This is a genomic window from Geobacillus sp. E263, from assembly GCF_007197795.1.
Lineage (GTDB): Bacteria > Bacillota > Bacilli > Bacillales > Anoxybacillaceae > Parageobacillus_B > Parageobacillus_B toebii.
The window spans coordinates 1,778,266-1,802,700 of the sequence record NZ_CP041632.1; the positions used below are offsets into that span (position 1 = coordinate 1,778,266).

Genomic DNA, 24,435 nt, shown 5'->3' on the forward strand with positions numbered 1-24,435 from the left:
TTGATATATCAGCATTTCTTTAAAAACTAAAAATAACATCATGGTATTGTCTTTCATTCGTATCCGAGAAAGCTTCCTCCCTATTAGAAGGGATATCCATATATTCAATAGCTTCCGGGAATTGGGATTCTGTTAAATCATAACGCTGACCATTTATTTTATTGTAAAAATGCCAACCTTCAGGAGTCGTTGTTTTTATTATTTCTCCACCAAATAGATCGTTTACCACTAACGCAGTTACTCCACATTGTCCTTTTGCTGGATTCTGACGAGTCCATTTCGAGCTTGATTCGATTGACCAGGCTTTCATTAAAACATTTTTGAGTTCAAATATTTTCTCTTCCAAGACTATGCATTGGTTAACCCCCTTCTTTCTGAACCAAAAATGACTCTAAATAAAAATTTAACCCATGCGCATATAAAGTACAAAAAATTTCTACAGATTTTAATTCTTTCAAAAATCATCCCCCTCATGATTTCGCTGATTATTGAACATCCATGGTTGGTTCAATAACCAAAATAAAAATCGACCATATGTGGTACAGTCAAGAAGTTTGTGCAATGCATGATAGAGTAGATCAACCTTTAAGAAAATGGACAAACATGTACGCATATCTTTTTATATATAACACTAAAAAAGGAGGTCATCAGGTAATGACACCAATTGAACTTTTCGCATGGACATTATCAGCTATTTTAGGGATTAGCTTTATTATTTCTTTAGCGGCAGTAGCAAGAAAACCGAGATACATTACTAAAACAGAACATAAAAGAACTGACCTTCCTGAATAAATAAATGATTTAAAAACCATGATAAAGGAAATACAATACGCTAGCTGTGTACGAATCACTTTTCTTTCTCTCCACTGAAACTTTAGTTATTCTTTTGTTTCTTCCTAATTGTTGTTATCCTTTCTGGCATTTTCTTAAGTTTTCGATTATATTTTTTATGAAAAAATGTAACAAAAGATGCCACGTGCGCCATTTTATATCCCCCTAGTATAAACTTATTCGTCTATTCTATCTCTATCCGATTATTTCCTGCCTATATAGTTGCGAACGCCGCTTTCTCAACGTATCATTTTATTTATATAAACAATACATAGAAAGGGTGCACGCCATTGACAAAACAGCTGCCGCCAGGCCAATTTGAAACGGAAAAATGGCCGATTCTCCATGAGGGGGATGTATACCAGTTCGATGAAGAAACATGGGATTTTCGTTTGTTTGGGGATGTAAAAGAGGAAGTTTCGCTATCTTACCGGCAGGTGATGGAGCTGCCGAAAACGATATCGACGATTGATATGCATTGTGTGACGACATGGTCAAAGTTTGATACGACATTTGAGGGGATTGCCTTTCGCGAGTTTTTGCGCTTTGTTGAACTGGCCCCAGATGTGAAATACGTGAAAATTTATGGCTACTTAAAAGGAGACCGCTTCGGCTATTCGGCGAACTTGCCGCTCGAGGCGCTTATGGGCGATGACGCGCTGTTTGTGTATCGCTGGAAAGACAAACATCATGACTGGCAAGATATTTCTCCAAAACACGGCTATCCGCTTCGCTTTATTCCACCCGCAACGTTTTATTTATGGAAAGGAGCGAAATGGGCATCCGGAATTCAGTTTATGAAAAAAGACGAACCGGGATATTGGGAGCTGCGCGGCTATTCGATGACGGCCAATCCGTTTAAAGAAGAGCGCTTTGCCGATCCAAACGATATGTAAAACTTTTTTGAAAAGTTCATTGTATTCACTCCTAAAAAACGAGAGTTTCTTTTTTAGAGTTCCTCTCAGCTTGCCGACAAAGTCGACAAGCTGAGAAAGAGTCTTTTCTAAGACAATCTCTTTTTATTTTTTGCACTCTTCATACACGGAAGAAACGAGCACACAATGATTTTCTTTTACTGCCATGTTGCCCATTCTCAACCTTTACATTGTCCTTTTTATACGCTCTATCCAGTTTTTCATTATTGTCTTGGCATCATTCGAGGTTTTTACTTTTTTGCATTTAGCATATATTTTCATTAGAAAACCTATTTTTAATGTATTGGCTGTTTAAAGGTGGTTCTTGCATTCCTTTGGTTGAAAATTCAGGTAATTGGGATAAGAAGTCGAAAAATTCTAATTTTCCCCTTTCTTGATATTTGCGAATATTAAGAAGCAGAAAAAATAACTTTAGCATGGTTATTTAATAAGAGGCTGCCTCAAGAGGTCGATTCAACGGCCTTTTGAGGCAGCCTCGCTGCATATATGCACTATGCATGATTCGTTGCCGCTTGTTTTTGCATCCACTGGTGCAAACGGACAAACAAGAGCATAAATACAATCGTGATCATCGCGCCTTTTACTGCGTTAAACGGCAAGATAGCCGAAACAACCAATGCCCTTGTTTCCGGCGCGCTCATCGCCGGGGCTCCTAGAAAGATCGTATACGCCGGCAGAAACACGTAGTAGTTCAATACGCTCATCATCAGCGCCATAACGGCGGTGCCAATGACTAAACCAGCCAGCATTCCTTTTTTTGATTTTGTTTTATGATATACGTAATATGTCGGCAAAATAAACGTAATCCCGGCCATAAAGTTGGCGATATGACCGACCGGAACGCCGGTAGGACTGCCGACCATGAAATAATTCAACACATTTTTCAGCAATTCAACGGACACTCCCGCCAGCGGTCCGTACAGAATCGCGGCGATCAATGCAGGAATATCGCTGAAATCCACCAATAGAAAGTTTGGAAATGGCGGAAGCGGAAAGTTTAACAGCATCAGTAAATACGAGATGGCGCTAAACACTCCAATTAAGACAAGCGCGCGAATATTCATTTTTCTCATGTCGATTCTCCTCTCCTTCTCGTGATCCATCCTCACAAGAAGAAGGCTGCCAACTTTGAGCGTCAAATAAAAAACCCTTAAGTGTTCACACTTAAGGGAGAAAAAGGGTATGCTCAAATAGACGTTCGATCGCGCAACATTCGAACGCCGGCAAACCTTCATCTTCTCCCATCCAGACTATACTGTCGGCTCCGGAATTGCACCGGATCGTGCCTATGCGGCTCGCGGGCTGAGAAGCAAATTGCTTCATCACCGCCGGTCGGGAATTTCACCCTGCCCCGAAGATGAATCGTATTATAATTTTTTTAATATTATTATATAATTTCTTTATGCGTTATGTCTATCATCAATGCAGTGCATATGAATGCTCTTTTTTCTCACACCAACATGATTTTTCATTTTTATGATAAAATAAAGAAGGAAAAAGATAGTAAATAATAAGGAGCTGACTATCATGAAAAACGAAATCATTGAACGTTTTACGAAGTATGTTCAAGTTGACACCCAGTCTGACCCGAACAGTGATACTTGTCCCTCCACTCCGGGTCAATGGACGCTAGCGAAAATGCTAGTAGAAGAATTAAAAGCAATCGGCATGGAAGAAGTAACAATAGACGAAAACGGCTATATCATGGCAACATTGCCCGCAAATACCGATAAAGATGTGCCAACCATTGGCTTTTTAGCCCATATGGATACGGCTCCCGAATTTACCGGCGCCAATGTAAAACCGCAAATTGTCGAAAACTACGATGGCAATGATATCATATTAAATGAGGCGCTACATATTGTGCTTTCGCCGAAAGATTTTCCGGAACTTGCAAACTACAAAGGCCATACATTAATCACCACTGACGGCACGACGCTGCTTGGCGCGGACAATAAAGCGGGAATCGCGGAAATTATGACGGCGATGGCCTACTTAATCCAACATCCGGAAATTAAACACGGAAAAGTGCGCGTCGCGTTTACACCGGATGAAGAAATCGGCAGAGGGCCGCATAAGTTTGACGTCGCTAAGTTCGGTGCTAAATATGCGTACACAGTCGATGGCGGTCCGCTTGGCGAACTAGAGTATGAAAGCTTTAACGCTGCGGAGGCAAAAATCAAATTTAAGGGAAAAAATGTTCATCCAGGCACCGCCAAAGGCAAAATGATTAACTCGATGAAAATCGCGATGGAATTTCACGCACAGCTTCCTGCCAACGAAGCGCCGGAACATACGGAAGGCTACGAAGGATTTTATCATTTGCTTTCCTTCCAAGGAAATGTCGAAGAAACAGCGCTTCATTACATTATCCGCGACTTTGACCGCGAACAATTTGAAGAGCGCAAAGCAAAAATGCGGGAAATCGCGGCAAAACTGCAAGAAAAATACGGAAAAGAGCGAATCGCGATCGAAATAAAAGACCAATATTATAACATGAGAGAAAAAATCGAACCGGTCCGCGAAGTTGTCGATATCGCCTATGAAGCGATGAAAAACTTAAATATTGAACCGAAAATTTCGCCGATCCGCGGCGGCACGGACGGGTCGCAGCTTTCGTACATGGGGCTGCCGACTCCAAATATTTTCACGGGCGGCGAAAACTTCCACGGCCGCTATGAATACATTTCCGTCGACAACATGATCAAAGCAACAAACGTCATTATTGAAATTATTAAGCTGTTCGAGCAAAAAGCGTAACAGAAAAGCTGGTTCCAACGGCGCTTTGGAACCAGCTTTTTCATATTTAGCGAAGCTGTTGAATGCGCCCTTCGATTCGGGCATCAAATGGCTGAGGAAGCTGTTGAATATAATGGATAAGCGCATCCAAATCGACCGGTCCTACTTCGCGGTTTTTCCCTTCCGTAATCTTTGGATCAGGTTTGATGCTATCTTGATAGGTAGTCACAATTTCTGCTTTTTTCGCAACAACGTCTTTTGTCCGCCGATCAATGGTTAAATCCACATCCGAAAAAGCAGTTCCATAAGAATATGATTGAACAAGCAGTTTGCCGTCCACTTCGGCGTTTAAATACGCATGATTATGACCAGCAAAAATAACGTCGACTTCATCATCCACTGTTTTCGCAATGTCTACAATTTCTCCACTCGCGTTGGAACCATCTTTATTAGAAACCCCTGGATTATGTGCAAGGACAACGATTGCACGCACTCCCCGCCGTTTTAGTTGTTTCACCGCCTCGTTAATCGCTTCCGCTTCATCCTTGAATGCAAACCCAGCCACACCGCTTGGAATGACGATGCTTGGTGTATCCGATAAAGTTACTCCGATAAAACCAATCGGTATTCCTTTCACTTTTTTAATAACATAAGGTGGAAGAATCGGTTTGCCTGTCTTTTTATCGATTACATTCGCGCTTACGTATGGAAAATCCGCGCCACGAAAATAGCCGGTTTTTTTTGATTGAACGCCAACGGCTTTAGCGTTTTACAAATTTTCTTTCCCTTCTACACCGTTAATGGAGTAGCTTGCCGTAATATTAGCATTTAACGAATGGGATACAGAACAGTACTTCTCTTTCGACAATTGAATAGCGCGGACGACTTTGTCTTCTGGCAAATCCCCTTCTAACACATAATGAATGTGAATATCCGTAAACCGTTTTGGATGATCGTCCGCACGGGTTCCTTCCACTTCTATATAAAACGATCGAACTTCAAGCCGCATTTTTGTCAAGATCGATATAATATCAATTCCCGTACATCCGGCAAGCCCGTGTAAAATTAATTCCATCGGTCTCGCCCCGGAATCTTGTCCCCCTGCTTCTTTGGAAGCATCAATCGGAATTTGCACTCCTGATGCGCTCATCCCTGTAAACGACATTTGCCCGTTCCACGTTACTTTCGTTTTCATTTCTTTTCTTCCTCCTCTTTCAGTTCCAGCGATAAAATAACCATGTTATCATCTAGTTTACTTTGCCAAAAAAATAAATGCAAAAAAAATACCTTCCGTTGATATGTTCTATTTTCCTTCTAGCGTTTTTTTTCATGCATGGTAAAATAAAAACATGCACAAATTTGATAAGTAAAGGGTGTAGAGAGGTTGATGGAAAAAGCACTCATTTTGATCACAGCTTACCTTCTCGGATCGATTCCGTTTGCGCTCCTTGTCGGAAAAATAGGATACGGAATCGATATTCGCGAGCATGGCAGCGGAAATCTAGGAGGGACAAATACATTTCGCGTCCTTGGCGTAAAAGCAGGAATGATCGTCACATGCGGAGATATGCTAAAAGGGACGCTGGCGGCAAGCCTGCCTGTATTGTTCTCCGTGCACATACATCCGCTGTTAGCAGGAGTGTGCGCTGTCATCGGACATACATATCCGATTTTTGCCAAATTCCGCGGCGGGAAAGCGGTCGCAACATCGGCAGGTGTGATGCTGTTTTATTCACCGTTTTTGTTCGTTTCGCTTCTTACTGTCTTTTTCATTGTTTTATATATTTCCAAGTATGTTTCGTTATCTTCGATGTTAGCCGGGGTATATGCCGTTATTTATACCATCTTTTTTACTGATGACATTCCACTAATGATCGCAGTATCGTTATTAACGGCGTTTATCTTTTACCGCCACCGCGCGAATATAAAACGCATTGTCAACAAAACGGAACCAAAAATCAAGTGGCTGGGCAGAAAATAAATGATCTTATTATTTTGAGCAGCAAGAAAGGAGTTGGATCATTGAAATTACCAAGCGAATTCATCGAAAAAATGGAGAGGCTTTTGGAAGATGAAGCTTCTCGTTTTTTTTCCACCTATCATGAAGAAAAAGCAAACGGGTTGCGGTTCAATCCATTGAAAATCGACCGCGAGACGTTTTTAACGCTCGTCCCGTTTGCACTTTCCCCCGTTCCGTTTTGCCCAACTGGTTTTTATTATGACGCACACGAACAACCTGGAAAGCATCCGTATCACGCGGCAGGGCTCTATTATATCCAAGAGCCGAGCGCGATGTTTGTAGCTGAAGTGTTAAAGCCTAATCCAGGGGAGTTTGTTCTTGACCTTTGCGCCGCACCTGGCGGAAAAACGACGCAGCTTGCGGCAATGATGAAAAATCAAGGACTGATTATCGCCAATGAAATTCATCCGAAGCGCGTCAAAGCACTATCGGAAAATATCGAGCGGTTTGGGATTACGAATGCGCTTGTTACGAATGAAACACCGGAAAAGCTCGCGAAATATTTCCCTGGTTTTTTTGACAAAATCTTAGTAGATGCTCCATGCTCGGGGGAAGGCATGTTTCGAAAAGACGAAGAAGCTGTACAATTTTGGAGCCAAGCGCACATCGAACAATGCGCCATCAAACAGCGGCATATTTTAGATTGTGCATACGAGATGTTAAAAGAAGGCGGCATTCTCGTCTATTCCACTTGCACGTTTTCTCCGGAAGAAAACGAACAGACCATAGAAGCTTTTTTACAAACCTATGATGATCTTGAATTGCTGTCGATTGAAAAAGTTCATGGCATTCAGCCGGGAAGACGGGAATGGACGAACACGAACTTCGAGGAAATGGAGAGAACGGCTCGGCTATGGCCGCATTCGTTAAAAGGGGAAGGCCATTTTGTCGCGAAAATAAAAAAAACAGGCCCGTCCCCTTCATGGAATGGACGCTATGCCAAGCCAAACGCCTCCAAACAAATGGTTCGCGAGTATCGGCAGTTTGAACAAGAAGTATTGCAAACAGAAATCGAAAAACCGATGTATGCCTTTCAACACCATCTATTCGCCCTACCTGACCACTGCCCGAATTTCGATGGCCTGAAAGTCGTGCGGGCAGGTCTTCACTTAGGAGAAGCGAAAAAGCAGCGGTTTGAGCCGAACCATGCACTTGCCTTATCGCTAAAGCCGCAAGACGTTCGTTACTCCCTTGACTTGTCAAGCGACAGCGTAGAATGTCTAAAATATTTGCGCGGAGAAACGATTCAGACGGGAGAAGACCGCGGCTGGCTGCTTGTGACCGTTGATGGTTATCCGCTCGGGTGGGGAAAAGAAGTAAAAGGTATGGTGAAAAACTTTTATCCGAAAGGACTGCGAATCAACTAATAAATAGGGGCGCGCTCACAAGCGGCCCTTATTGTTTTGCCGATGTCGGAATCGTCAGCGTAAATACAATTTCATCCTTTGCCAAATCAATTTTCCGAGCGGAAACTTGATAACCGTTGCCGAAACGAATATCAGTAAGCTCCACATACACGCGGTTAACCTTCGGATCAATGATCACTTCATCTGGCAATGGCGCGTGTTTTCGTAAATATCTTAACACGTACGTGACCGGAAGCTCCCAATCGCCCAGCGATATTTCCGGACTTTCTAGCACTACATTTCCGCCTTTAACCACTTTCGGAATAAAAGAAACGACGAGGTCCATCTCCCGGCCAAATACAGGGAGCTTGCTTGCCACATACACTCGATCATCAAGCCAAACTCGATATTGCACGGGATGGTCTTTTGCTTTTTTACGAATATAATCATTGATCACCGTATTCAAATGTTCTTTGTTCGAATATACCGTAAACGTGGCTCCTTTTACTTTTTTCGGAGACGGCACCGATATCGGTTTAGCCGGCTGAAACAACCAAACAGCAAAAAGCATCACAACAGCAATATCCAATACCACCAATGTCCAAAACCATTTTTTCCAATTCATTGTTCCAAACTCCCTAACCACATTTCTTCGTGTTGCTGCAATTGTTCATACACACGTCTTGCGATTAATTCATACCCTACTTCATTTGGATGAAACTGGTCGCTATATAACACATCATCCCGGCCATCAAACAAATCTTTCACATTGACAAAAATCGTCCGATCATAGCGCGCCAACACCGCTTTGCTCCCATTATTCCATAGCTCAATCACATCGTTGATTTCCGGAATATTTGGAAGCAAGTTAGAAAATGGATTGTATAAGCCGACAAGAACAATAGTAGCATGTTGGTTATATGTGCGAATCATTGCCAAAAGATGATCCAACCGCTTGGCAAATCGTTTTTGTTCCTTCTCAAACAAAGCATACGATAAATCAAAAAAATGGGAGCGAACAATTTTCATCATGTCATTGCCGCCGATGGTGATGAAAATAAGATCCGCCTGTCGGACTTCGTTTGCGTGCTCATGGACAACATCATCAAGCTTGGAAATCCGTAACCCTCGCTTTCCAAAATTGATGACCGAGAGCGTTCGCACCCCTTTATGCTGTAATAATTGTTGGCGCAACCGAGAAACATATCCGCCTTTTTGTTCATGATCCCCTACTCCCTCTGTTAGCGAATCGCCAAGAGCGAGCACGCGAATATCTTTTGGAAAAAAATCATTAGCAACCGTACGCGGTGTCAGCTTTATTTGCCGTTCAGGCAAGCTGGCAGCGTTGATTGCCTGCTCGGAAGAACAGCCCGCGCAATAGAGCAACAATAAAAAAATCAATCCCCATTTTTTCATTATTCTACACCTGCCTTACCTTGTAAACACACATGAAGAAAACACGAAAAGGCAAAAATGTATCTACATTTTTGCCTTTTATGACGATTGCAAAATCTCAATATGCTCTAAAATTTTTTCATATGGAACATCTTGCACCCCACTATAAGTTTGGACAATCGTACCGTTTTGGTCAACAAGATAAAACTCTGTTCCATGGATCACTTGATCCTCGTTTTTCGGTTTTTGTACAATCGTTTTAAAGTTTTTCTCGGCAAATTTCTCAATTTCTTGCTGGCTGTATCCTGTAAGCAAATGCCAATTTGATACATCACCGTTAAACTTTTTCACATACTCTTTTAACTTTTCCGGTGTATCTACTTCTGGATCAACACTAAATGAGACAAATTCAACATCAAGCCCTTTTTCTTTCGCCTTTTTTTGCAACTTAGCCATATGGGCTGTCATTGGCGGACAAACAGTCTCGCAATTGGTAAAAATAAAGTCGGCGACCCATACCTTTCCCTTTAAATCTTTTAAACCGAATGGCTTTCCATTTTGATCGGTAAATGTAAAATCATCAATCGGCCAATTTTTTGCATCAGGAATTGTTTTTCCACATGCAGCAAGAAGTACGATGACAAGAAGAACGACGATTCGCTTCATCTTTCTCTTCACCCGTTTTTCTTTTATTCTGCGTAATACATGAGACCAATAGCTCCCGGTCCGGTATGGATCGAAATCACCGGCGTTGTCTGAACAATATCAATTTGATGATATCCAGTCGCTTCGATAATCGATTGTTTCAGACGTTCTGCTAATGCAAGCGCATCGGCATGGGCGATCCCGACAGATCGAATCGTTTTATTGGATATATCTTGAATAAATTGATTGGTCAAATATTTGATCATTTGTGAATAACTGCGCGCTTTCGCAATCGGTGTATACATTCCATCGACAAGCGCTGCAATCGGTTTAATGTTTAAAAGCGAACCGATCAATGCTCTTCCACGGCCAATACGACCGCCTTTTACGAGGTTGTCTAATGTATCGACTGTGACGTACAATCGCGTACAGCGACGGACGTCGCGCAGACGGCTTACAATTTCCTCCACACTTTTCCCCAGTCTTGCCTGTTGCGCTGCTTCCAACACTTGAAATCCCAGGGCAAGCGAAATAAACTCCGAATCTACCACTGTCACATTTGCTTCCGCTAATGTCGCGGCATACTGCGCGGAGCGAACAGTGCCGCTTAGCTCACCAGCCATATGGATCGAGATAATATCGCTTCCATCTTCACCAAGGCGGTTATAGATTTCGAGAAACTCGCCGACAGAAGGTTGAGAGCTTTTTGGCAATTCCTCTGCTTCTTTCATTTTTTCCATAAACTCATCCGGGGTGATCGTTACGCGGTCGATAAACGCTTCCTCACCAATCGTAAAGCTGAGTGGGACTACCTCAATCCCATGCTCTTGCAACACCTCTTTCGGCAAATCGACCGTTGAATCTGTTACAACTTTCACGTTCTTCATGAATTCACTCCCAATATTTAAGCTATATGTACAATTATACAATGAAAAGAGGAAAATTCCTATAAAAATCTAGAATGTCCTGAAGAAAAGTGTGAACTGCATAAAAAGAGATAAAACCAAAAAAGCGATGGAATTTTCCACGTCTATTCATTTTATTATCATATCAACAATATGTGTGGAAAGTTTGAAAAAATATCGAAAGACATATGAACTTATGTGCGACAGTCACAAAATGGCAATGACTAAATAAAAAGTTGTTTTGCCGAAGCAAAACAACTTTTTTAGGTTTAAGCATTGTTTTTTAAAACATCGACCTTAAAAATTTGCTCATAAACAGGCCATTTTAATACTTTTTTCAAATATTCCCGAAACGAGTAAACAGAACAAGCATTACGGGATCGATATACTTTGGCAATAAACGTTTCTAAGCGCAATTGAATCATAAATCGGTACGTGTTATCTTCCTCCAATACAGGAATTTCGATAATCTTCACCTTCTGCCCATAAGCATTTTTGAACTCTAGGCTTTTGAATAGCAAAATATCAATCCTCTTTTTCACCGATTTACTTTTATTATACACCAAATCGGTAAAAAAGCATGTCAGAAATGTACGAAATATTTACGACTTTTTTCGTGTTTTTTCACTAAATGAGTAAATGGAATAAGTTTGGATTTTTATTCACTTCTTGAAACGGAAACCCTTTTTTCTTCATGCGCTCAATGAGCGGCTCGTAATCTTCACGGCGTTTTAATTCAATGCCGACCAACGCCGGACCGTTTTCTTTGTTATTTTTCTTTGTGTATTCAAAACGAGTAATATCATCGGTAGGCCCTAATACTTCATCTAAAAATTCGCGAAGCGCGCCGGCACGCTGTGGAAAATTGACGATAAAATAATGCTGCAGTCCTTCATAAATCATCGAACGCTCTTTAATTTCCTGCATTCGATCAATGTCATTGTTTCCTCCGCTGACAATACAGACAACCGTTTTCCCACGGATTTTGTCTTTGTAAAAATCAAGTGCTGCAATCGGAAGCGCCCCCGCCGGTTCAACGACAATTGCATTTTCGTTATATAGCTCTAAGATCGTTGTGCATACTTTTCCTTCCGGTACGACAACAATATCGTCAATGATTTCTTTACAAAGCGCATACGTTTTTTCGCCAACCGTTTTGACTGCCGCTCCATCCACAAATTTATCAATCTCTTCTAATGTCACAACATGCCCTTGCTCGAGGGCAGCTTTCATCGATGGTGCACCCTCTGGTTCCACGCCAATAATTTTTGTAGCTGGAGAAATGCTTTTCACATATGTACCAATCCCCGACATCAATCCGCCACCGCCGATGCTCGCAAACACAAAATCAATCGGCTCTTCACAGTCGTTCAACACTTCTACACCGATCGTTCCTTGTCCGGCAATGACATATTCATCATCAAACGGATGAATAAATGTGCGTCCTTCTTTTTTGGCACACTCTATTGCTTCGTTAAATGAATCATCAAACGTATCGCCTACTAAAACAATGTCGACCATATCTTTTCCGAACAGCTGTACTTGCGATACTTTTTGTCTCGGCGTTGTCGCCGGCATGTACACCTTTCCGTGCACGCCTAGCGCCCGACATGAATACGCTACTCCTTGCGCATGGTTGCCTGCACTAGCGCAGACAATGCCGTTTTTCCGTTCTTCTTCGCTTAAATGTTTCATCCGGTTGTATGCGCCACGAATTTTGAATGAGCGTACGACTTGTAAATCTTCGCGCTTCAAATACACGTTACATTCGTAACGTTCCGATAATAACGGATTTTTTTGCAGCGGAGTATGGTGTACAACATCTTTTAACGTATGATAAGCGATTAAAATATCTTCAACATAAACGGTCCCTTGTTTTCGTTTAAGTTGTTGTTCCATGTTTTCGTTCCCTTTCTTTCTAAGTTGTCTTTTTAATTTGTAAATTATAGCACAAATTTTTAAAAAGGAAAGGGAATTTTCAAAAAGTTTACAAAAAATATTTCTCCCCATTTTTTTCTTGTTTATGATTATGCCATTTGAGTAGAATAAAATTAATCTTTGGCGTGCTTTTTTACGTATAACAATAAAAGACGACCCTCTTACGTGCGGTCGTCTTTCTCCTGATCATATTCCTCAGCAAACTCCGTCGCCCACCTTCCTTCGTCATACCACCGATACGCTTGTTCTTTTCTTTCCTCATCAAGCACACGGTTTTCCATAAACAGATGAAAAAACGCTTCGATCGCACCGATTGCCAGCGCGCAATAAAACGAAGCGTACACCATATTGACAGTCGGTTCAATCAGTGCGTAGCTAGTGAGCCAAATAAGCAAAAACGCAAGCGGAACATCAGCAATTGCTGCTGCCAAATTGCCAAAGCGCGGCAGAATAAATAGATCACCGATGAGATAAGAAACTACAGCGGTTCCTGCCGCCATGAACAAAACCAGCAGCGGCGGGGCGTTAAAAATCGCAAAAATAGAAAGCAGCACTACACTCCACCCAATAAATTTAATCGCCAATGGAACGATATGCTTCATCGTATTCCTCCATTTCCATCATCTTTTACTGTTATCGTTCCTTTTTTATGCTGCTTCTATTCGATTGAAAAGAAAAACGTGTTCCGCCGAAAAGCGAAACACGTTAACGTTTGCGTTCATAAACGATAAACGCATAATCATATGGATTTTTTTCATCTTTTATTCCTTTCGTATAGGAAACGAGCCGCCACTCTGACTCTTCAAAATCCGGATAAAACGTATCACCCGGAAAATTCGCCTCAATTTTCGTTATGTAGAGACGGTCGGCAAACGGCAATGTCGCTTGAAACAATTCCGCACCGCCAATGACAAACACTTCATCATCGCGCTTAGCGGCAAACTGACGAATCGCTTCGATCGAATGGATCACCGTACATCCTTCTGCCTGAAACGACCGATTCCGCGTCACAATGACATTTTCTCTTCCCGGAAGCGGCCGCCCGATGGATTCAAACGTTTTGCGCCCCATAATAATGGCATGGCCCATCGTTACTTTTTTAAAATACGCTAAATCAGCAGGCAAATGCCATGGCAGGCGGTTGTCTTTGCCAATGACGCGGTTTTGATCCATGGCGACAATATGTGAAATCATTCTATCTCTCCTTTATACGGCAACCGGCGCTTTAATATGCGGATGAGGATCATAGTCGACAATTTCAAAATCCTCGAATTCATATTCAAAAATCGAAGCAGGCTTCCGCTTGATCACCAGCTTCGGAAGCGGCCGCGGCTCTCTCGTCAGCTGCAATTTCGCTTGTTCAATATGATTTTTATACAGATGGACATCACCGCCATTGAAAATCAATTCGCCGACATCTAAATCGCACTGCTGGGCGATCATATGCGTCAACAGCGCATAGCTGGCGATGTTAAACGGCAAACCTAAAAACGTATCAACGGAACGTTGCTGCCACATGCAAGAAAGCTTCCCGTCTGCCACATAAAATTGAAACGCATAATGGCAAGGCGGCAGTTTCATTTTATCTAGCTCTGCCACATTCCACGCGCTTACTAATAAGCGGCGGGAATTTGGGTTTCGTTTAATTTCTTCAATAACCCAGCTGATTTGATCCACCGTTTTGCCATCGGCCCCTTTCCATGAACGCCACTGCGCGCCGTATATCGGGCCTAACTCGCCGTTTTCATCCGCCCACTCATCCCAGATCGTCACGCCGTTTTCCTGCAAGTAGCGGACGTTCGTATCTCCTTTTAAAAACCATAATAATTCGTAAATGATCGAACGGATATGTAATTTTTTAGTTGTTAAGAGTGGGAATCCTTCCTGCAAATTAAAACGCAGCTGACGACCAAACACGGATAACGTCCCGACCCCAGTGCGGTCGTCTTTTTCTACTCCGTTTTCGAGAATATCTTCTAGTAATTGTAAGTATTGACGCAATGTTATCACCTCACGTTCTATCATAGCATAAAGGAATCTCATTCAGAAACAAAAAAAGAGCTCACAAACGAGCTCTTTCGGCCAAATGGCGAATAAACTGATACGTTTTTGGGGCAGCAATTTGCAAATGCCTGCGTGTCTCATCGCTATAGTAATAGTACGCAAACGATTCGGCAAAATACTCTTCCGGATACGTAAGGAAATAATAGTGATCTGGAAACAGTTTCGCTGCTTCTTCCTGCCAAATCGAACGGAAAGCCGCCGTCTCATGAATATGATCGAACACGATGTAATCGATGGAATGTGCAAACTCATGCAATTCCAAATTGACCGAACCGTGCCCTTTTCCCTTCTCGCTGTGGCCGATTTTAACGAGCACTAAATGTGAGCCGCCAAGCCCTGGAACATCATCCCATGTTGTAGAAGAGGACAAATATCCGCGCGGCGTTTTTCCGTGTAAGTGCCTCGCCGACGGTTCATCGGTAATCTTTCCAGTCAACAGCTGAATGTAAATATGATGATCCGCCGCTTTTTGCAATATGGATGGGTCGATATGGGCAAGCGTATCAATCATTTTTTTCGCCTCATGATGGGAAAAGTTCGTTTCCGGAACAATGATCATTTTTCTTAATATATCGTACGGCATTGTATGTTTAATGTCTATATTGCTATCAACAAGCAAAATGCCGTGCGCGGCAGGATACGGGGAAAACGAAAGAAGCGGAACGATCGCCAACATTATCATGATCCAAAAAAGAATCCGTTTCATGATCCTTTCCCCCGCTTCTTTTACTACAAATATGAAAATCTCTTTTTCTATTAAATTGTAACACACAAAAAAACGGGGACAAATGTGTAAAATAAGGAAGCGGGATCAGCGGGAAACGTTCATGGAAACGGAGCAAAAAAACCGTTCACGTCCGCCATTGCGGCGGCGTATTTTTATCCCAATAAATTTTTCCTAGCTCGTAATGGGTTTGGAAATTGTCGTGGCACGTATGGTAATGAAATTGAAACCAATACCCATCTTGCGGCGGATGTTCGCGCCTGACGTCAACTACCCAACGGCTAAAGCCGTGGGCTTGCAACTAGCCTAATTGGCTGCCGCGTTCGGCTGGTTGACAGCAGCCCTGCGGATGTTTTCCGCAGCCACGTTGTCGGCAGGGGCAGCGTACCCACAAGCTCGACAACAAAACTGATCCCTTGACGGTCTGTTTTCTTTGGCCACCTGTCCGCAAACCGGACAGGTGCGGGAAGTATTTTTTGGATGAACCAATACCACCGGCACGCCAGCGATCGCCGCTTTATACTCAATAAACTTTCTCAACTGATAAAAAGACCAAGAAGAGTGTTGACGACGCTGTTGCTTTTTAACCGTTTTCTCGGTGCGTTGGCGGATGCCCTTTAAATCTTCAAGGGCAATGCCGCATCCGAGTGCCTTTGCCTTTTCAACAATCTTCTTGCTAATGCAGTGGTTCACATCACGGGCAAATAGTTTTTCCTTCTTGGAACGCTTTTTAAGCAGGCGTTTCGCTGACTTGGTGCCTTTCTTTTGGAGTTTGGCGCGAAGTTTCGCATGGCGGCGGCGCAGCCCGTTGACCTTCGAGCCGGAAAATACCTCACCGGTGCTATCGACGGCGATATTAATGATGCCAAGGTCCACACCGATAAATCCGTTTTCGGAATTGGGCTGGCCTTCGGGAACGTCCACCACGAGCAGTAAATAAAAAATACCGTTTTGAAGGACTAAATCGGCTTGACCCCGAACACGGTTGCCGCACAGCAAACCTTGATGGTAGCGGCTAATGACCATAGGGATTTCCATTCTTCCTTGCAAGGTAAGGATGGAAGCATACTCTAACCCTTTAAAGGACAGGATTCTTTCATCATACACGATGGCACCGGTTTCTTTAAAGTTATGCAAGGTTTTTTTATCCAAACGATAGCTTTCCGACACTTTGCCGATGGCACGAACGGTCATTTGGGCAGAGAGGCCAAATTTTTCCCTGACGTCATAGTAGCAAAGCCGCTGGATTTTCGTTTTGGAAAAGGTTCTGGAGCGAAAAGCAATCTCGCTAATATAGTTGCATGCTTGGTTAAACCGTTTCATTGTTTCCAGCAGTGCATGAAACTGTTCAAGAGTTGGCATTAATTTAATCTTGAGAGTGCAGAGCATTCTTGATTCACCTACCTTTCTAAATCCAGTGTACTTATACTGAACGAAAAATTCAATATATACTGAAAATATAAACCCCGCCTTCCTTCCACAGCTAAAGCAGTGGGCTTCCGGCGGATGTTCTCGTGAACAAGGCCGTCTTGTGAACCGATGGCATACATGATTTCTGTTTCCGGATGAAGCGATACATGATGTGCTGTTTGATAATAAAACGCCACTGCTTCATGAAATTCGCGTCTACCTTTCAGCGTATATCCATATGCTTTTGGATCGCTCGCATAACGGCTAAGCGCTTCCATAACAAATGGCGGCGGCGGTAAATCTGGACTGCCGATGCTTAAATCAATCATATCATTTTTTTCGCTGCATTTTTGTTTTTTATAGATTGATAGTTCGCTAAAAATCGATGTGGAAAAAGCTTTCATACGCGCTGCCAACTTCATTGCTCCATCTCCCCCTGCTTACACATGGAAAAACGCTTTCTTTTTCCGCTTTAAATGATATATACTATGAATATATAAAGAATTATATAAATAGTGTATCATACTTTACCATAGAAAACATATAGAGAAAGGCGGGAAACAGCATGAACACGATTTTTTTTGCGGCAAGCATTATTACGATTCTTTATTTTATTTATAGCTGCATCGCAAATGCATAAGAAAAACTCGCAGGTTGACTGCGAGTTTTTCTGTTAATCGATTTTTGTTTTCTTGCGGGCGGAGTCAAGTTCATATGCGCCCGTTTCTGTTTGTGTTGTTCCTTGTCCTTTCACGTTTGGAGCGCCTAATCCCGCTTTGGACGGATCTTTTTTCCGTTTCGGCATCACATGTCACCTGGTTACTAAAATCTATAAAAATCGGCTCATCGCGATGGAACCAGGAAACACCGCTTACCGCTCAGGAAACACCCGAGTTCCATCAGGAAGGGAAGCCTAATGTCTCACCTATTGTGAAAGACACCCCGTGGATCGCTGTCAGCGACGGCACCTGTCGTGCACCATTCCTTCCATCGGTCAGTACACGACAACGATTTTAGCAACCAGGTTTACACCTCCTTTAGTTGAATTTGATACTGGTTCAGCCAACAACATTTGTGCAAGATGTTCCATAATGACCATTCATGCTCTTGTTTGAAATTCTCGATTTTGCGTAACATCATCGCGATATATTGGTGTTGTTTCTTGCCGCTTTTCGATTGCTTGTAGGATTCTTCCATCGACCCTAACACGGCAATCCAATGGCGTTTCACTTTCGTTTTTATGATATCGATGAGTTCTTTTGGCAATCGTTCCTGATACCCCAATCCCCGCCTGCCAATCACCAAAGCGGCACTTTCATGGACGGACAACCCATACTTTTTCATATATTTGAAACGTCCGATGATGCTGGTGTACGCGGGATTCACCTTTTTGATGCGAAACCCAAGCCGCATTCCCCGACGAAGAATCGTTTCCGTCAGCTTTTTCTTTTTGAAATGGTGGGTCAAGCGATTGAATCGTTTGTCCGTATCGTGCTGCTGTCTTAGTTGGATGTTTTCGATAACCATTGCCCCAACATTCTCTTGAAGCAGCCAGTCATATACATCGCGCACCGTTTCACCAATGATGTTGTTTCGTTTATTCGCCCGCACATATTCGAGTTCATGACAGTAAAACACCTTTGATTGAAGAAAGTTTCCCTGTTTCGAAACGATGCTTACGGCGATGCGATCAATATTGATATCCATTCCTGCGATTCGTTCCGCTTGAATCGGTTCATCGTAGGCAAGTTCTCTGCCATACACTTCTTCCTCATAAATGAGATGCACATAATACTCTTCGTTTTTTCGTTTGATTTCCACCGTGTATGGCTGGTAGTCCATGATCGGCTTGCCTTTTGCATTCACTCCCACTTGTTCTCCCATGACGACATCGATGATTTCCTCTTCATATTTTTCAGGAACCAACACAGGAAACCTCAAGCGGGGAGCGTGTTTCCCTTCTTGTTGTCCAAGTGGATTGGCGATTTCTACATAACATTGGTACGTCTTGTCGTCATAGGTGAGGCGAATATTTAAATTTCCTTTTTTGCTTTTATCTCCTCTGGCGTACAACTGATTCGAGCGCACATCTTTCCATTCTTCGTTCGTGATTTTTCCTTTCAAGCGCTTGTAAAAGTTTTGTTTTCCACCAAAAATCACACGTGGAATTGTCCCTTGTTCTAGATGATGCGTTAGCTCGGCTTCTTTCGCTTTGAGCTTTTCTAAACGTTGGTGCAATCCACCTAGACATGTTGGAAGATCGACTTTTTTCGGTGTTTTTCTTCCATGTTGGTAGTCATCGATTTTCTTTTCGGTTTTTTCGATTTTCGCCTGCACATCCTCTAAGCGCATTGGAAGCAACTCACGTTGGGAAGAAATCAGTGATTGAACAAGCAAGACCGCGTCTTCGGCAAACCGTTTGTTGAGCCGAAATTGGCGCGGAAGGCGCTTAATGATGTCTTTTGCGTTCCTTCCCTCCAGCAAACGGTTAAACGCGTATCGCTTCGCGGAACAAAAGACGCGCATCAACTCATCTAATGAGCGAAGTTGCAATTCATCATGAGAAACAATTTTCATCACCCGAACCGTTTTCATCCCCTTGCCTTCCCCCTATGTTTGGATCCTTTAGAACATATATTCGCCAAATCTTCGTCATTTCCTTTTTACATGAGGAAGGAGGAGATGATTTTTTTATCATCAGGCAGGAGACAATACAAAAGATGGAGAATATCCGCCTCTTTACTTACGTCCAATAACAGGAGATATTTACATGATTTCATACCTTTTTATAGATGTTTAACAAACTACTTATATCCCCACCTTTAACATTCCCTTGCAACTTTCTTTCTATTCCTTTTCGTTAACCGTTCGCCCTTCATTTGTCGATGCTCGGTTCCTTTAAGTGAGTGATTGACAACGACACATAAAAAAAGGATGCCCAACAGCATCCTTAATCACAATATTTTTCAAACGCATTCATAATGTTTTCCATTACTGCTTCCATCGATTGAAATTCAATTTCCTCGCGTGGAATAAAATGAACGACCTCTTTTCCCTTTAAGAGCGCCATCGATGGAGAAGATGGTGCAATCCCAACGAAATACTCGCGCATTTTTGCCGTCGCTTCTCTATCTTGACCGGCAAACACCGTCACTAAATGATCTGGTTTTTTCTCACTGTTTAAAACAGCCTGTGTTGCCGCTGGCCGCGCCAATCCTGCCGCACATCCGCAAACGGAGTTGACCACCACAAACGTTGTGCCTTCGACGTTTTCCATAAATTCCTCTACTTCTTCGCTTGTGCGAAGTTCGCGGAATCCCGCACGTACGAGTTCGTCGCGCATCGGCTGCACAAGCTGGCGCATATATTCCTCATAAGCCATCGACATAACAGCAATCCCTCCCAATGATATTCAATGCCATCAGCATACTATTTTATTCCTAAAAAATCAATCAAAATGACCAAAATAATTAGAGGTTGCCGTGCTGGCGGAGACCAAATTCCGGCAGGGACTCCAATTGTGCCAGAAATTGTTCCATTTTCTCCATCGTCTACGGCAACAATGACAACATAATAACAGGCAAAAAAATAAAAGGTGCGATCACATGCATCGCACCTTTTGAATCGCTTTTTAATAATGACTTTAGATTTGGGCAATTTCTCAAAAATACAAACAATATCTTTTCTCCTCATCGTTACTTTTCTTTTTTCCGGCTTTCCGTCATCTGTTTCCAAACAGACCCTTTCGCTTCTTCGCCGCCTTCAATGCGCTCAATGGCCATTTTGATTTGCATGCTCACTTCAAATTCCGGATCATTTTCCGCCGCTTTTAACGCCGGCAATGCCGATTCATCGCCGACTTCATATAAAAACATCGCGGCGCGCCAACGGACAAGCTTGCTTGGGTCTTTCAACGCTTCAATCATGACTGGAATCGCTTCCGGATCTCCAATGTCAGACAAGCAATCTCCCGCCGTCCGGCGCACGGAAACAGCCTTATCTTTCAATGCCTCGTATAAATACGGCAATACTTTTTTGCCGCCGATCATCCCTAAATACGCAGTAGCCAAGCGGCGAATCGCTACTTTTTCGTCTTTCAGCGCTTTTGCGAGCACCGGTATATCGTCTTCTGTCGGCTCCGCCATTTGTTCTAACGCCGCATATCGCTTTGTCCAATCCGGATCATCGAGCATTTCTTCTGTTACTTTGATGCTTTGCCGTTTTTGCGTTTTTGCCTGCTCGCCGCTGCGGAACATTTGTACCATGCGTTCTAATCGTTCCGGCGGGTACGCCGCTGACAGTTCTTCGACAATTTCATTGCCGATTTCTTCAAATGTGCCGTAACGAACCCCTTTTTCGACCCATTTCCGTTCTAACACGATATTGTCGGCATATTTCTGCGCTTCAATGACCGCATCGATAAACCGTTTTGGAAGGCCGACGCGATGCTCCCGTTCCCCATCCGTTAATTTCACTTGCATCGGCAAACCGTACAACATTTGTACATATACTTTTACTTCTCCAAAATGTTCATTCGTTTTTTTCGTTTCTCCTTGCTCGTTTTCCACTTCCTCTCCAAACACTTCACGCACTTTCGTTAAAATCTCTTTCCAATCATATTTCGGATTGCGTTCAACGGCCAAAAAGTCGGCGACATGATAAATTCCTTTTACTCCTTCAATTTTCATTAACTGCTGAATAAGAGGAGGCGCCGTATCGACATTGTCCGGTTTATAGTTATGGCTGGTGCCAAACGGCAGTTCTTCGTCTAACAATACTTTCATCGTGTTTGGGCTCGGGGTTGGTTCAATCGATTTAATTTTCAACACAGTTCCCTCCTTTTTTCATGACGATTCTACGAGTTCTGATAGCTCCGCCCACCGCTCTAAAAGCGAATCTAACTTCGCTGAAAGCTCTTCATATTCTTGCGCAAGCTGCTGGATCTTTTCATAATCGCTCGCATATGTTTCCATCTCTTCGGCAACTTCCTGCAATTTTGCTTCAAGTGCAGCGATATTGGCCTCGATTTCTTCCCATTCTTTTTGTTCTTTAAACGTTAAACGGCGCTTCGTTTGTTTCTTTGGCGCTTTCGTTTCTTTTGGCGTTTGTTTTTCTTGTTTTTGCGTTGATTTCTTCTGGAGCTGCTCTTCTAAGTAGGCGGAATATTCGCCAAAGTAAGTAGATATTCTTCCGTTCCCTTCCAAAATCAACAGCTGGTCAGCGACTTTATCTAAAAAGTAGCGGTCATGTGATACGGTAACGACAACGCCAGGAAACGACTGCAAATAATCTTCAAGGACAGTCAGCGTTTGCGTATCGAAATCGTTTGTTGGCTCGTCGAGCAATAAGACGTTTGGTTCCGTCATCAACAAGCGCAATAAATATAAACGGCGCTTTTCCCCTCCGGATAGTTTGCGAATCGGCGTTCCATGCATGTGCATCGGGAAAAGAAACTGCTCTAACAATTGTGCGGCGGAAATGACGTTTCCATCAACGGTGCGTACCGCATCGCTCACTTCGCGAATATACTCGATGACTCGTTTCTGTTCGTCCATTTCCACATGTTCTTGCGTATAATAGGCAATTTTTACAGTCGGACCGATTTCCACCTCTCCTTCTTCCGGCTGCAATCGTCCGGCGATGATATTAAGCAAAGTGGATTTGCCGCTGCCGTTCGGCCCGACAATGCCAATGCGGTCACCCGGTTTGACAAGCAGGTTAAAGGAATGAAAGAGCTGCTTGCCGCCAAACGAATGGCTGATTCGCTTCAGCTCGATCACCTTTTTGCCAAGCCGGCTGCCGCCCAGCTTCATCTCCAGCTGCCCGCTTTTTTCCGTCGGCAGTGACGCTTCGAGCTGGGCAAACCGCTTCAGACGCGCCTTTTGTTTCGTTGTCCGCGCTTTTGCTCCGCGTTTTACCCATTCGAGCTCACGGCGGTATAAATGATGCTGTTTTTCCGCAGCAGTACGTTCTTGTTCTTCACGCAGTGCTTTTGCCTCTAAAAATGCAGCATAATTCCCGACATACGTGTATAACTTGCCGCGATCAAACTCAAAAATGCGGTTGGTGACGCGGTCTAAAAAATAACGATCGTGCGTCACAAACAGTACCGCACCTTGATAACGTGATAAATATTCTTCTAACCAGCGTATCGCTTCATAATCAAGATGATTCGTCGGCTCATCAAGAATCAGTAAATCCGGTGCTTCAATAAGCGCCTGTGCCAACGCTACGCGCCGTTTTTGCCCTCCGGACAGCTCGCCGATTCGTTTCGTCATATCCGAAATGCCTAGCTTTGTCAAAATCGCTTTTGCATTCGCATTCGCTTCCCATGCATTTTGCGCATCCATTTGCTGCTGGCAGGCATACAAGCGCGCTTGCCGCTTTTCATCAAGGGGATGTTCCTCGAGCTCAGCAAGCGCCAGCTCATATTCCCGCAAAAGGCGGATAAGCGGCGTATCGCGATGGAATACTTGTTCTAACACGGTAAAATCATGACGAAACTCCGGTTGTTGCGGCAAATAACCAATCGTATAGTCTTTTGGATAAGTAATTTGCCCTTCATCTGGTACATCTGCCCCGGCAATAATGCGCAATAATGTTGATTTTCCGGCACCATTGACGCCGATAATGCCGATGCGCTCCCCTTCTTTAATCGTAAAAGACAGTTGTTGAAATAACACTTTTTCTCCGTAGCTTTTTGCGATATTTTCCACCGTTAACATTTTCATGGCAACCATCCCACTCTCGTTTGAGCTTCTCGCCGACGAAAGTCAGCAGTTAGGCACCCGCACCTGCGTGCATTTCGTTCCGTTAAGTATCAGCGGCAAATGACCTATTGTTTCTTAGAACTCCATCCGGCTAAGACATATTAGAATGTTGACAGAAATTTGCATGCTTTATAAACCTATAAAACAACTATATCTATCGGCAAAAAGCCGTCTTTCTCATCGGAAATACATTTTTTCCTTTATTACAACAGTTCTTCAATTTCGTTTTTTAACTCGCTCGGCTTTGTTTGTGAAGCAAAACGTGCGACCACATTTCCGTTTCGATCCACTAAAAACTTCGTAAAGTTCCATTTAATCACCTTCGTTCCAAGCACACCTGGGGCTTTTTCCTTTAAATACTGGAAAAGCGGATGGGCGTTTTCGCCGTTGACATCAACTTTAGCAAACATTGGGAAAGTTACGCCGTAATTGACTTGGCAAAACTGTTCAATTTCTTCTTCCGTTCCCGGTTCTTGATTTCCAAATTGATTGCACGGAAAACCAAGAACGACGAATCCACGGTCGCGATATTGTTCATACAGCTCCTGCAATTCTTTATATTGGGGGGTAAAACCGCATTTGCTTGCGGTGTTCACAATAAGAAGCACTTTTCCTTTGTAATCAGCTAACGACTGTTCTTCCCCACGAATCGTTTTTACTCGAAAATCATAAATACTCATCGTTTTTCACCTCTCTTTCATCATATTGAATTT

At 43.1% G+C, this 24,435-nt stretch carries 27 protein-coding genes, 2 pseudogenes and 1 riboswitch; of the genes and pseudogenes, 5 read left to right on the forward strand and 24 right to left on the reverse strand.

Going from position 1 to position 24,435, the window contains the following annotated elements:
• Positions 1 to 19: 19 nt before the first annotated feature.
• Positions 20 to 346, reverse strand: coding sequence for a YunG family protein (locus tag FNL97_RS09280; RefSeq protein WP_015863849.1), 327 nt, complete (start codon positions 344 to 346; stop codon positions 20 to 22).
• A 308-nt stretch (positions 347 to 654) separates the two neighbouring features.
• Here FNL97_RS09280 and FNL97_RS18005 point away from each other — a divergent pair, with 308 nt between their 5' ends.
• Positions 655 to 792 carry a hypothetical protein gene (locus FNL97_RS18005; protein WP_015863848.1) on the forward strand — a complete coding sequence of 46 codons (138 nt, stop codon included), beginning with the start codon at positions 655 to 657 and terminating at the stop codon, positions 790 to 792.
• A gap of 329 nt (positions 793 to 1,121) precedes the next feature.
• Positions 1,122 to 1,727, forward strand: coding sequence for a sulfite oxidase-like oxidoreductase (locus FNL97_RS09285; RefSeq protein ID WP_143415604.1), 606 nt, complete (start codon positions 1,122 to 1,124; stop codon positions 1,725 to 1,727).
• A gap of 530 nt (positions 1,728 to 2,257) precedes the next feature.
• Here FNL97_RS09285 and FNL97_RS09290 read toward each other — a convergent pair.
• A complete protein-coding gene (locus tag FNL97_RS09290) occupies positions 2,258 to 2,839 on the reverse strand; it encodes an ECF transporter S component (protein ID WP_015863846.1) in 582 nt (193 codons plus the stop codon).
• A gap of 156 nt (positions 2,840 to 2,995) precedes the next feature.
• Positions 2,996 to 3,129, reverse strand: a riboswitch (FMN riboswitch).
• A 164-nt stretch (positions 3,130 to 3,293) separates the two neighbouring features.
• Here FNL97_RS09290 and pepT point away from each other — a divergent pair.
• Positions 3,294 to 4,526, forward strand: a complete 1,233-nt coding sequence (pepT, locus tag FNL97_RS09295) for a peptidase T (RefSeq protein WP_143415606.1) — start codon at positions 3,294 to 3,296, stop codon at positions 4,524 to 4,526.
• Between the two features lie 166 nt (positions 4,527 to 4,692).
• On the opposite strand, the pseudogene FNL97_RS09300 reads toward pepT, so the two are convergent.
• Together FNL97_RS09300 and FNL97_RS09305 are read right to left on the reverse strand one after the other, a co-directional pair.
• Positions 4,693 to 5,244, reverse strand: a pseudogene (locus tag FNL97_RS09300) (metallophosphoesterase family protein); the annotation flags it as partial.
• 30 nt (positions 5,245 to 5,274) lie between these two features.
• Positions 5,275 to 5,700 carry an OsmC family protein gene (locus FNL97_RS09305; RefSeq protein WP_081188687.1) on the reverse strand — a complete coding sequence of 142 codons (426 nt, stop codon included), beginning with the start codon at positions 5,698 to 5,700 and terminating at the stop codon, positions 5,275 to 5,277.
• 192 nt (positions 5,701 to 5,892) lie between these two features.
• Between FNL97_RS09305 and plsY the strand changes: the two genes are divergently transcribed.
• Together plsY and FNL97_RS09315 are read left to right on the forward strand one after the other, a co-directional pair.
• Positions 5,893 to 6,486 (forward strand): glycerol-3-phosphate 1-O-acyltransferase PlsY, encoded by a 594-nt coding sequence (gene plsY, locus FNL97_RS09310; protein WP_015863843.1) that lies wholly within the window; start codon positions 5,893 to 5,895, stop codon positions 6,484 to 6,486.
• Positions 6,487 to 6,527: 41 nt separating this feature from the next.
• Entirely contained in the window at positions 6,528 to 7,892 is a 1,365-nt protein-coding gene (locus FNL97_RS09315) for an RsmF rRNA methyltransferase first C-terminal domain-containing protein (RefSeq protein WP_143415608.1), read from the forward strand.
• A gap of 28 nt (positions 7,893 to 7,920) precedes the next feature.
• On the opposite strand, the gene FNL97_RS09320 is transcribed toward FNL97_RS09315, so the two are convergent.
• The 20 genes and pseudogenes from FNL97_RS09320 to FNL97_RS09415 all read right to left on the reverse strand — a co-directional run bounded on the left by FNL97_RS09320 (position 7,921) and on the right by FNL97_RS09415 (position 24,402).
• Positions 7,921 to 8,496 carry a YpmS family protein gene (locus FNL97_RS09320; RefSeq protein WP_062678648.1) on the reverse strand — a complete coding sequence of 192 codons (576 nt, stop codon included), beginning with the start codon at positions 8,494 to 8,496 and terminating at the stop codon, positions 7,921 to 7,923.
• On the reverse strand, positions 8,493 to 9,287 hold the full coding sequence (locus FNL97_RS09325; protein ID WP_143415610.1) for an SGNH/GDSL hydrolase family protein: 795 nt from the start codon (positions 9,285 to 9,287) through the stop codon (positions 8,493 to 8,495). Before FNL97_RS09325 ends, FNL97_RS09320 begins: the two co-directional genes overlap by 4 nt.
• 78 nt (positions 9,288 to 9,365) lie before the next feature.
• The gene (locus FNL97_RS09330; protein WP_062678650.1) at positions 9,366 to 9,932 is read right to left on the reverse strand and encodes an SCO family protein; all 567 of its coding nucleotides are present in this window, start codon (positions 9,930 to 9,932) and stop codon (positions 9,366 to 9,368) included.
• Between the two features lie 23 nt (positions 9,933 to 9,955).
• A complete protein-coding gene (locus FNL97_RS09335) occupies positions 9,956 to 10,798 on the reverse strand; it encodes a DegV family protein (protein WP_062678651.1) in 843 nt (280 codons plus the stop codon).
• A gap of 287 nt (positions 10,799 to 11,085) precedes the next feature.
• On the reverse strand, positions 11,086 to 11,337 hold the full coding sequence (locus tag FNL97_RS09340; protein ID WP_015863837.1) for a YpmP family protein: 252 nt from the start codon (positions 11,335 to 11,337) through the stop codon (positions 11,086 to 11,088).
• 106 nt (positions 11,338 to 11,443) lie between these two features.
• Complete coding sequence (gene ilvA / locus FNL97_RS09345) at positions 11,444 to 12,715, reverse strand: threonine ammonia-lyase IlvA (RefSeq protein ID WP_015863836.1); 1,272 nt, start codon at positions 12,713 to 12,715, stop codon at positions 11,444 to 11,446.
• Positions 12,716 to 12,915: 200 nt separating this feature from the next.
• The gene (locus FNL97_RS09350; protein WP_062678653.1) at positions 12,916 to 13,356 is read right to left on the reverse strand and encodes a YndM family protein; all 441 of its coding nucleotides are present in this window, start codon (positions 13,354 to 13,356) and stop codon (positions 12,916 to 12,918) included.
• A gap of 103 nt (positions 13,357 to 13,459) precedes the next feature.
• On the reverse strand, positions 13,460 to 13,948 hold the full coding sequence (locus FNL97_RS09355) for a dihydrofolate reductase (RefSeq protein ID WP_015863834.1): 489 nt from the start codon (positions 13,946 to 13,948) through the stop codon (positions 13,460 to 13,462).
• Positions 13,949 to 13,960: 12 nt separating this feature from the next.
• Positions 13,961 to 14,755 carry a thymidylate synthase gene (thyA, locus tag FNL97_RS09360; protein ID WP_143415612.1) on the reverse strand — a complete coding sequence of 265 codons (795 nt, stop codon included), beginning with the start codon at positions 14,753 to 14,755 and terminating at the stop codon, positions 13,961 to 13,963.
• Positions 14,756 to 14,816: 61 nt separating this feature from the next.
• A complete protein-coding gene (locus FNL97_RS09365) occupies positions 14,817 to 15,524 on the reverse strand; it encodes an anthrax toxin lethal factor-related metalloendopeptidase (protein ID WP_143415614.1) in 708 nt (235 codons plus the stop codon).
• Positions 15,525 to 15,669: 145 nt separating this feature from the next.
• Positions 15,670 to 15,807, reverse strand: a pseudogene (locus tag FNL97_RS09370) (YpjP family protein); the annotation flags it as partial.
• Positions 15,808 to 15,848: 41 nt separating this feature from the next.
• Positions 15,849 to 16,931, reverse strand: coding sequence for an RNA-guided endonuclease InsQ/TnpB family protein (locus tag FNL97_RS09375; protein WP_143415616.1), 1,083 nt, complete (start codon positions 16,929 to 16,931; stop codon positions 15,849 to 15,851).
• An 11-nt stretch (positions 16,932 to 16,942) separates the two neighbouring features.
• Positions 16,943 to 17,374, reverse strand: a complete 432-nt coding sequence (locus FNL97_RS09380; RefSeq protein ID WP_205729464.1) for an aminotransferase class I/II-fold pyridoxal phosphate-dependent enzyme — start codon at positions 17,372 to 17,374, stop codon at positions 16,943 to 16,945.
• Positions 17,375 to 17,625: 251 nt separating this feature from the next.
• On the reverse strand, positions 17,626 to 17,757 hold the full coding sequence (locus tag FNL97_RS09385) for a YuzL family protein (RefSeq protein WP_073967943.1): 132 nt from the start codon (positions 17,755 to 17,757) through the stop codon (positions 17,626 to 17,628).
• 221 nt (positions 17,758 to 17,978) lie between these two features.
• Positions 17,979 to 19,547, reverse strand: a complete 1,569-nt coding sequence (locus FNL97_RS09390; protein WP_143415618.1) for an SSO2105 N-terminal domain-containing protein — start codon at positions 19,545 to 19,547, stop codon at positions 17,979 to 17,981.
• A gap of 355 nt (positions 19,548 to 19,902) precedes the next feature.
• On the reverse strand, positions 19,903 to 20,340 hold the full coding sequence (locus FNL97_RS09395) for a BrxA/BrxB family bacilliredoxin (protein ID WP_062678657.1): 438 nt from the start codon (positions 20,338 to 20,340) through the stop codon (positions 19,903 to 19,905).
• A gap of 41 nt (positions 20,341 to 20,381) precedes the next feature.
• On the reverse strand, positions 20,382 to 20,687 hold the full coding sequence (locus tag FNL97_RS18140) for a hypothetical protein (RefSeq protein ID WP_205729465.1): 306 nt from the start codon (positions 20,685 to 20,687) through the stop codon (positions 20,382 to 20,384).
• A complete protein-coding gene (locus tag FNL97_RS09405) occupies positions 20,648 to 21,778 on the reverse strand; it encodes a conserved virulence factor C family protein (RefSeq protein WP_143415620.1) in 1,131 nt (376 codons plus the stop codon). Before FNL97_RS09405 ends, FNL97_RS18140 begins: the two co-directional genes overlap by 40 nt.
• A gap of 18 nt (positions 21,779 to 21,796) precedes the next feature.
• A complete protein-coding gene (locus tag FNL97_RS09410; protein WP_143415622.1) occupies positions 21,797 to 23,683 on the reverse strand; it encodes an ABC-F family ATP-binding cassette domain-containing protein in 1,887 nt (628 codons plus the stop codon).
• A 242-nt stretch (positions 23,684 to 23,925) separates the two neighbouring features.
• Positions 23,926 to 24,402, reverse strand: a complete 477-nt coding sequence (locus tag FNL97_RS09415; protein WP_143415624.1) for a glutathione peroxidase — start codon at positions 24,400 to 24,402, stop codon at positions 23,926 to 23,928.
• Positions 24,403 to 24,435 lie beyond the last annotated feature (33 nt).

Bases quoted from the DNA above. Each gene is read 5' to 3' on its own strand.
- FNL97_RS09355 (WP_015863834.1), bottom strand. From the start codon at position 13,948: ATGATTTCACATATTGTCGCCATGGATCAAAACCGCGTCATTGGCAAA.
- FNL97_RS09390 (WP_143415618.1), bottom strand. From the start codon at position 19,547: ATGAAAACGGTTCGGGTGATGAAAATTGTTTCTCATGATGAATTGCAA.
- FNL97_RS09410 (WP_143415622.1), bottom strand. From the start codon at position 23,683: ATGAAAATGTTAACGGTGGAAAATATCGCAAAAAGCTACGGAGAAAAA.
- plsY (WP_015863843.1), top strand. From the start codon at position 5,893: ATGGAAAAAGCACTCATTTTGATCACAGCTTACCTTCTCGGATCGATT.
- FNL97_RS09305 (WP_081188687.1), bottom strand. From the start codon at position 5,700: ATGAAAACGAAAGTAACGTGGAACGGGCAAATGTCGTTTACAGGGATG.
- FNL97_RS09375 (WP_143415616.1), bottom strand. From the start codon at position 16,931: ATGCTCTGCACTCTCAAGATTAAATTAATGCCAACTCTTGAACAGTTT.
- FNL97_RS09330 (WP_062678650.1), bottom strand. From the start codon at position 9,932: ATGAAGCGAATCGTCGTTCTTCTTGTCATCGTACTTCTTGCTGCATGT.
- FNL97_RS09290 (WP_015863846.1), bottom strand. From the start codon at position 2,839: ATGAGAAAAATGAATATTCGCGCGCTTGTCTTAATTGGAGTGTTTAGC.
- FNL97_RS09385 (WP_073967943.1), bottom strand. From the start codon at position 17,757: ATGCCGAAACGGAAAAAAGATCCGTCCAAAGCGGGATTAGGCGCTCCA.
- FNL97_RS09380 (WP_205729464.1), bottom strand. From the start codon at position 17,374: ATGAAGTTGGCAGCGCGTATGAAAGCTTTTTCCACATCGATTTTTAGC.
- FNL97_RS09365 (WP_143415614.1), bottom strand. From the start codon at position 15,524: ATGAAACGGATTCTTTTTTGGATCATGATAATGTTGGCGATCGTTCCG.
- pepT (WP_143415606.1), top strand. From the start codon at position 3,294: ATGAAAAACGAAATCATTGAACGTTTTACGAAGTATGTTCAAGTTGAC.
- FNL97_RS09325 (WP_143415610.1), bottom strand. From the start codon at position 9,287: ATGAAAAAATGGGGATTGATTTTTTTATTGTTGCTCTATTGCGCGGGC.
- FNL97_RS18005 (WP_015863848.1), top strand. From the start codon at position 655: ATGACACCAATTGAACTTTTCGCATGGACATTATCAGCTATTTTAGGG.
- FNL97_RS09335 (WP_062678651.1), bottom strand. From the start codon at position 10,798: ATGAAGAACGTGAAAGTTGTAACAGATTCAACGGTCGATTTGCCGAAA.
- FNL97_RS09415 (WP_143415624.1), bottom strand. From the start codon at position 24,402: ATGAGTATTTATGATTTTCGAGTAAAAACGATTCGTGGGGAAGAACAG.
- FNL97_RS09320 (WP_062678648.1), bottom strand. From the start codon at position 8,496: ATGAATTGGAAAAAATGGTTTTGGACATTGGTGGTATTGGATATTGCT.
- FNL97_RS09350 (WP_062678653.1), bottom strand. From the start codon at position 13,356: ATGAAGCATATCGTTCCATTGGCGATTAAATTTATTGGGTGGAGTGTA.
- ilvA (WP_015863836.1), bottom strand. From the start codon at position 12,715: ATGGAACAACAACTTAAACGAAAACAAGGGACCGTTTATGTTGAAGAT.
- FNL97_RS09395 (WP_062678657.1), bottom strand. From the start codon at position 20,340: ATGTCGATGGCTTATGAGGAATATATGCGCCAGCTTGTGCAGCCGATG.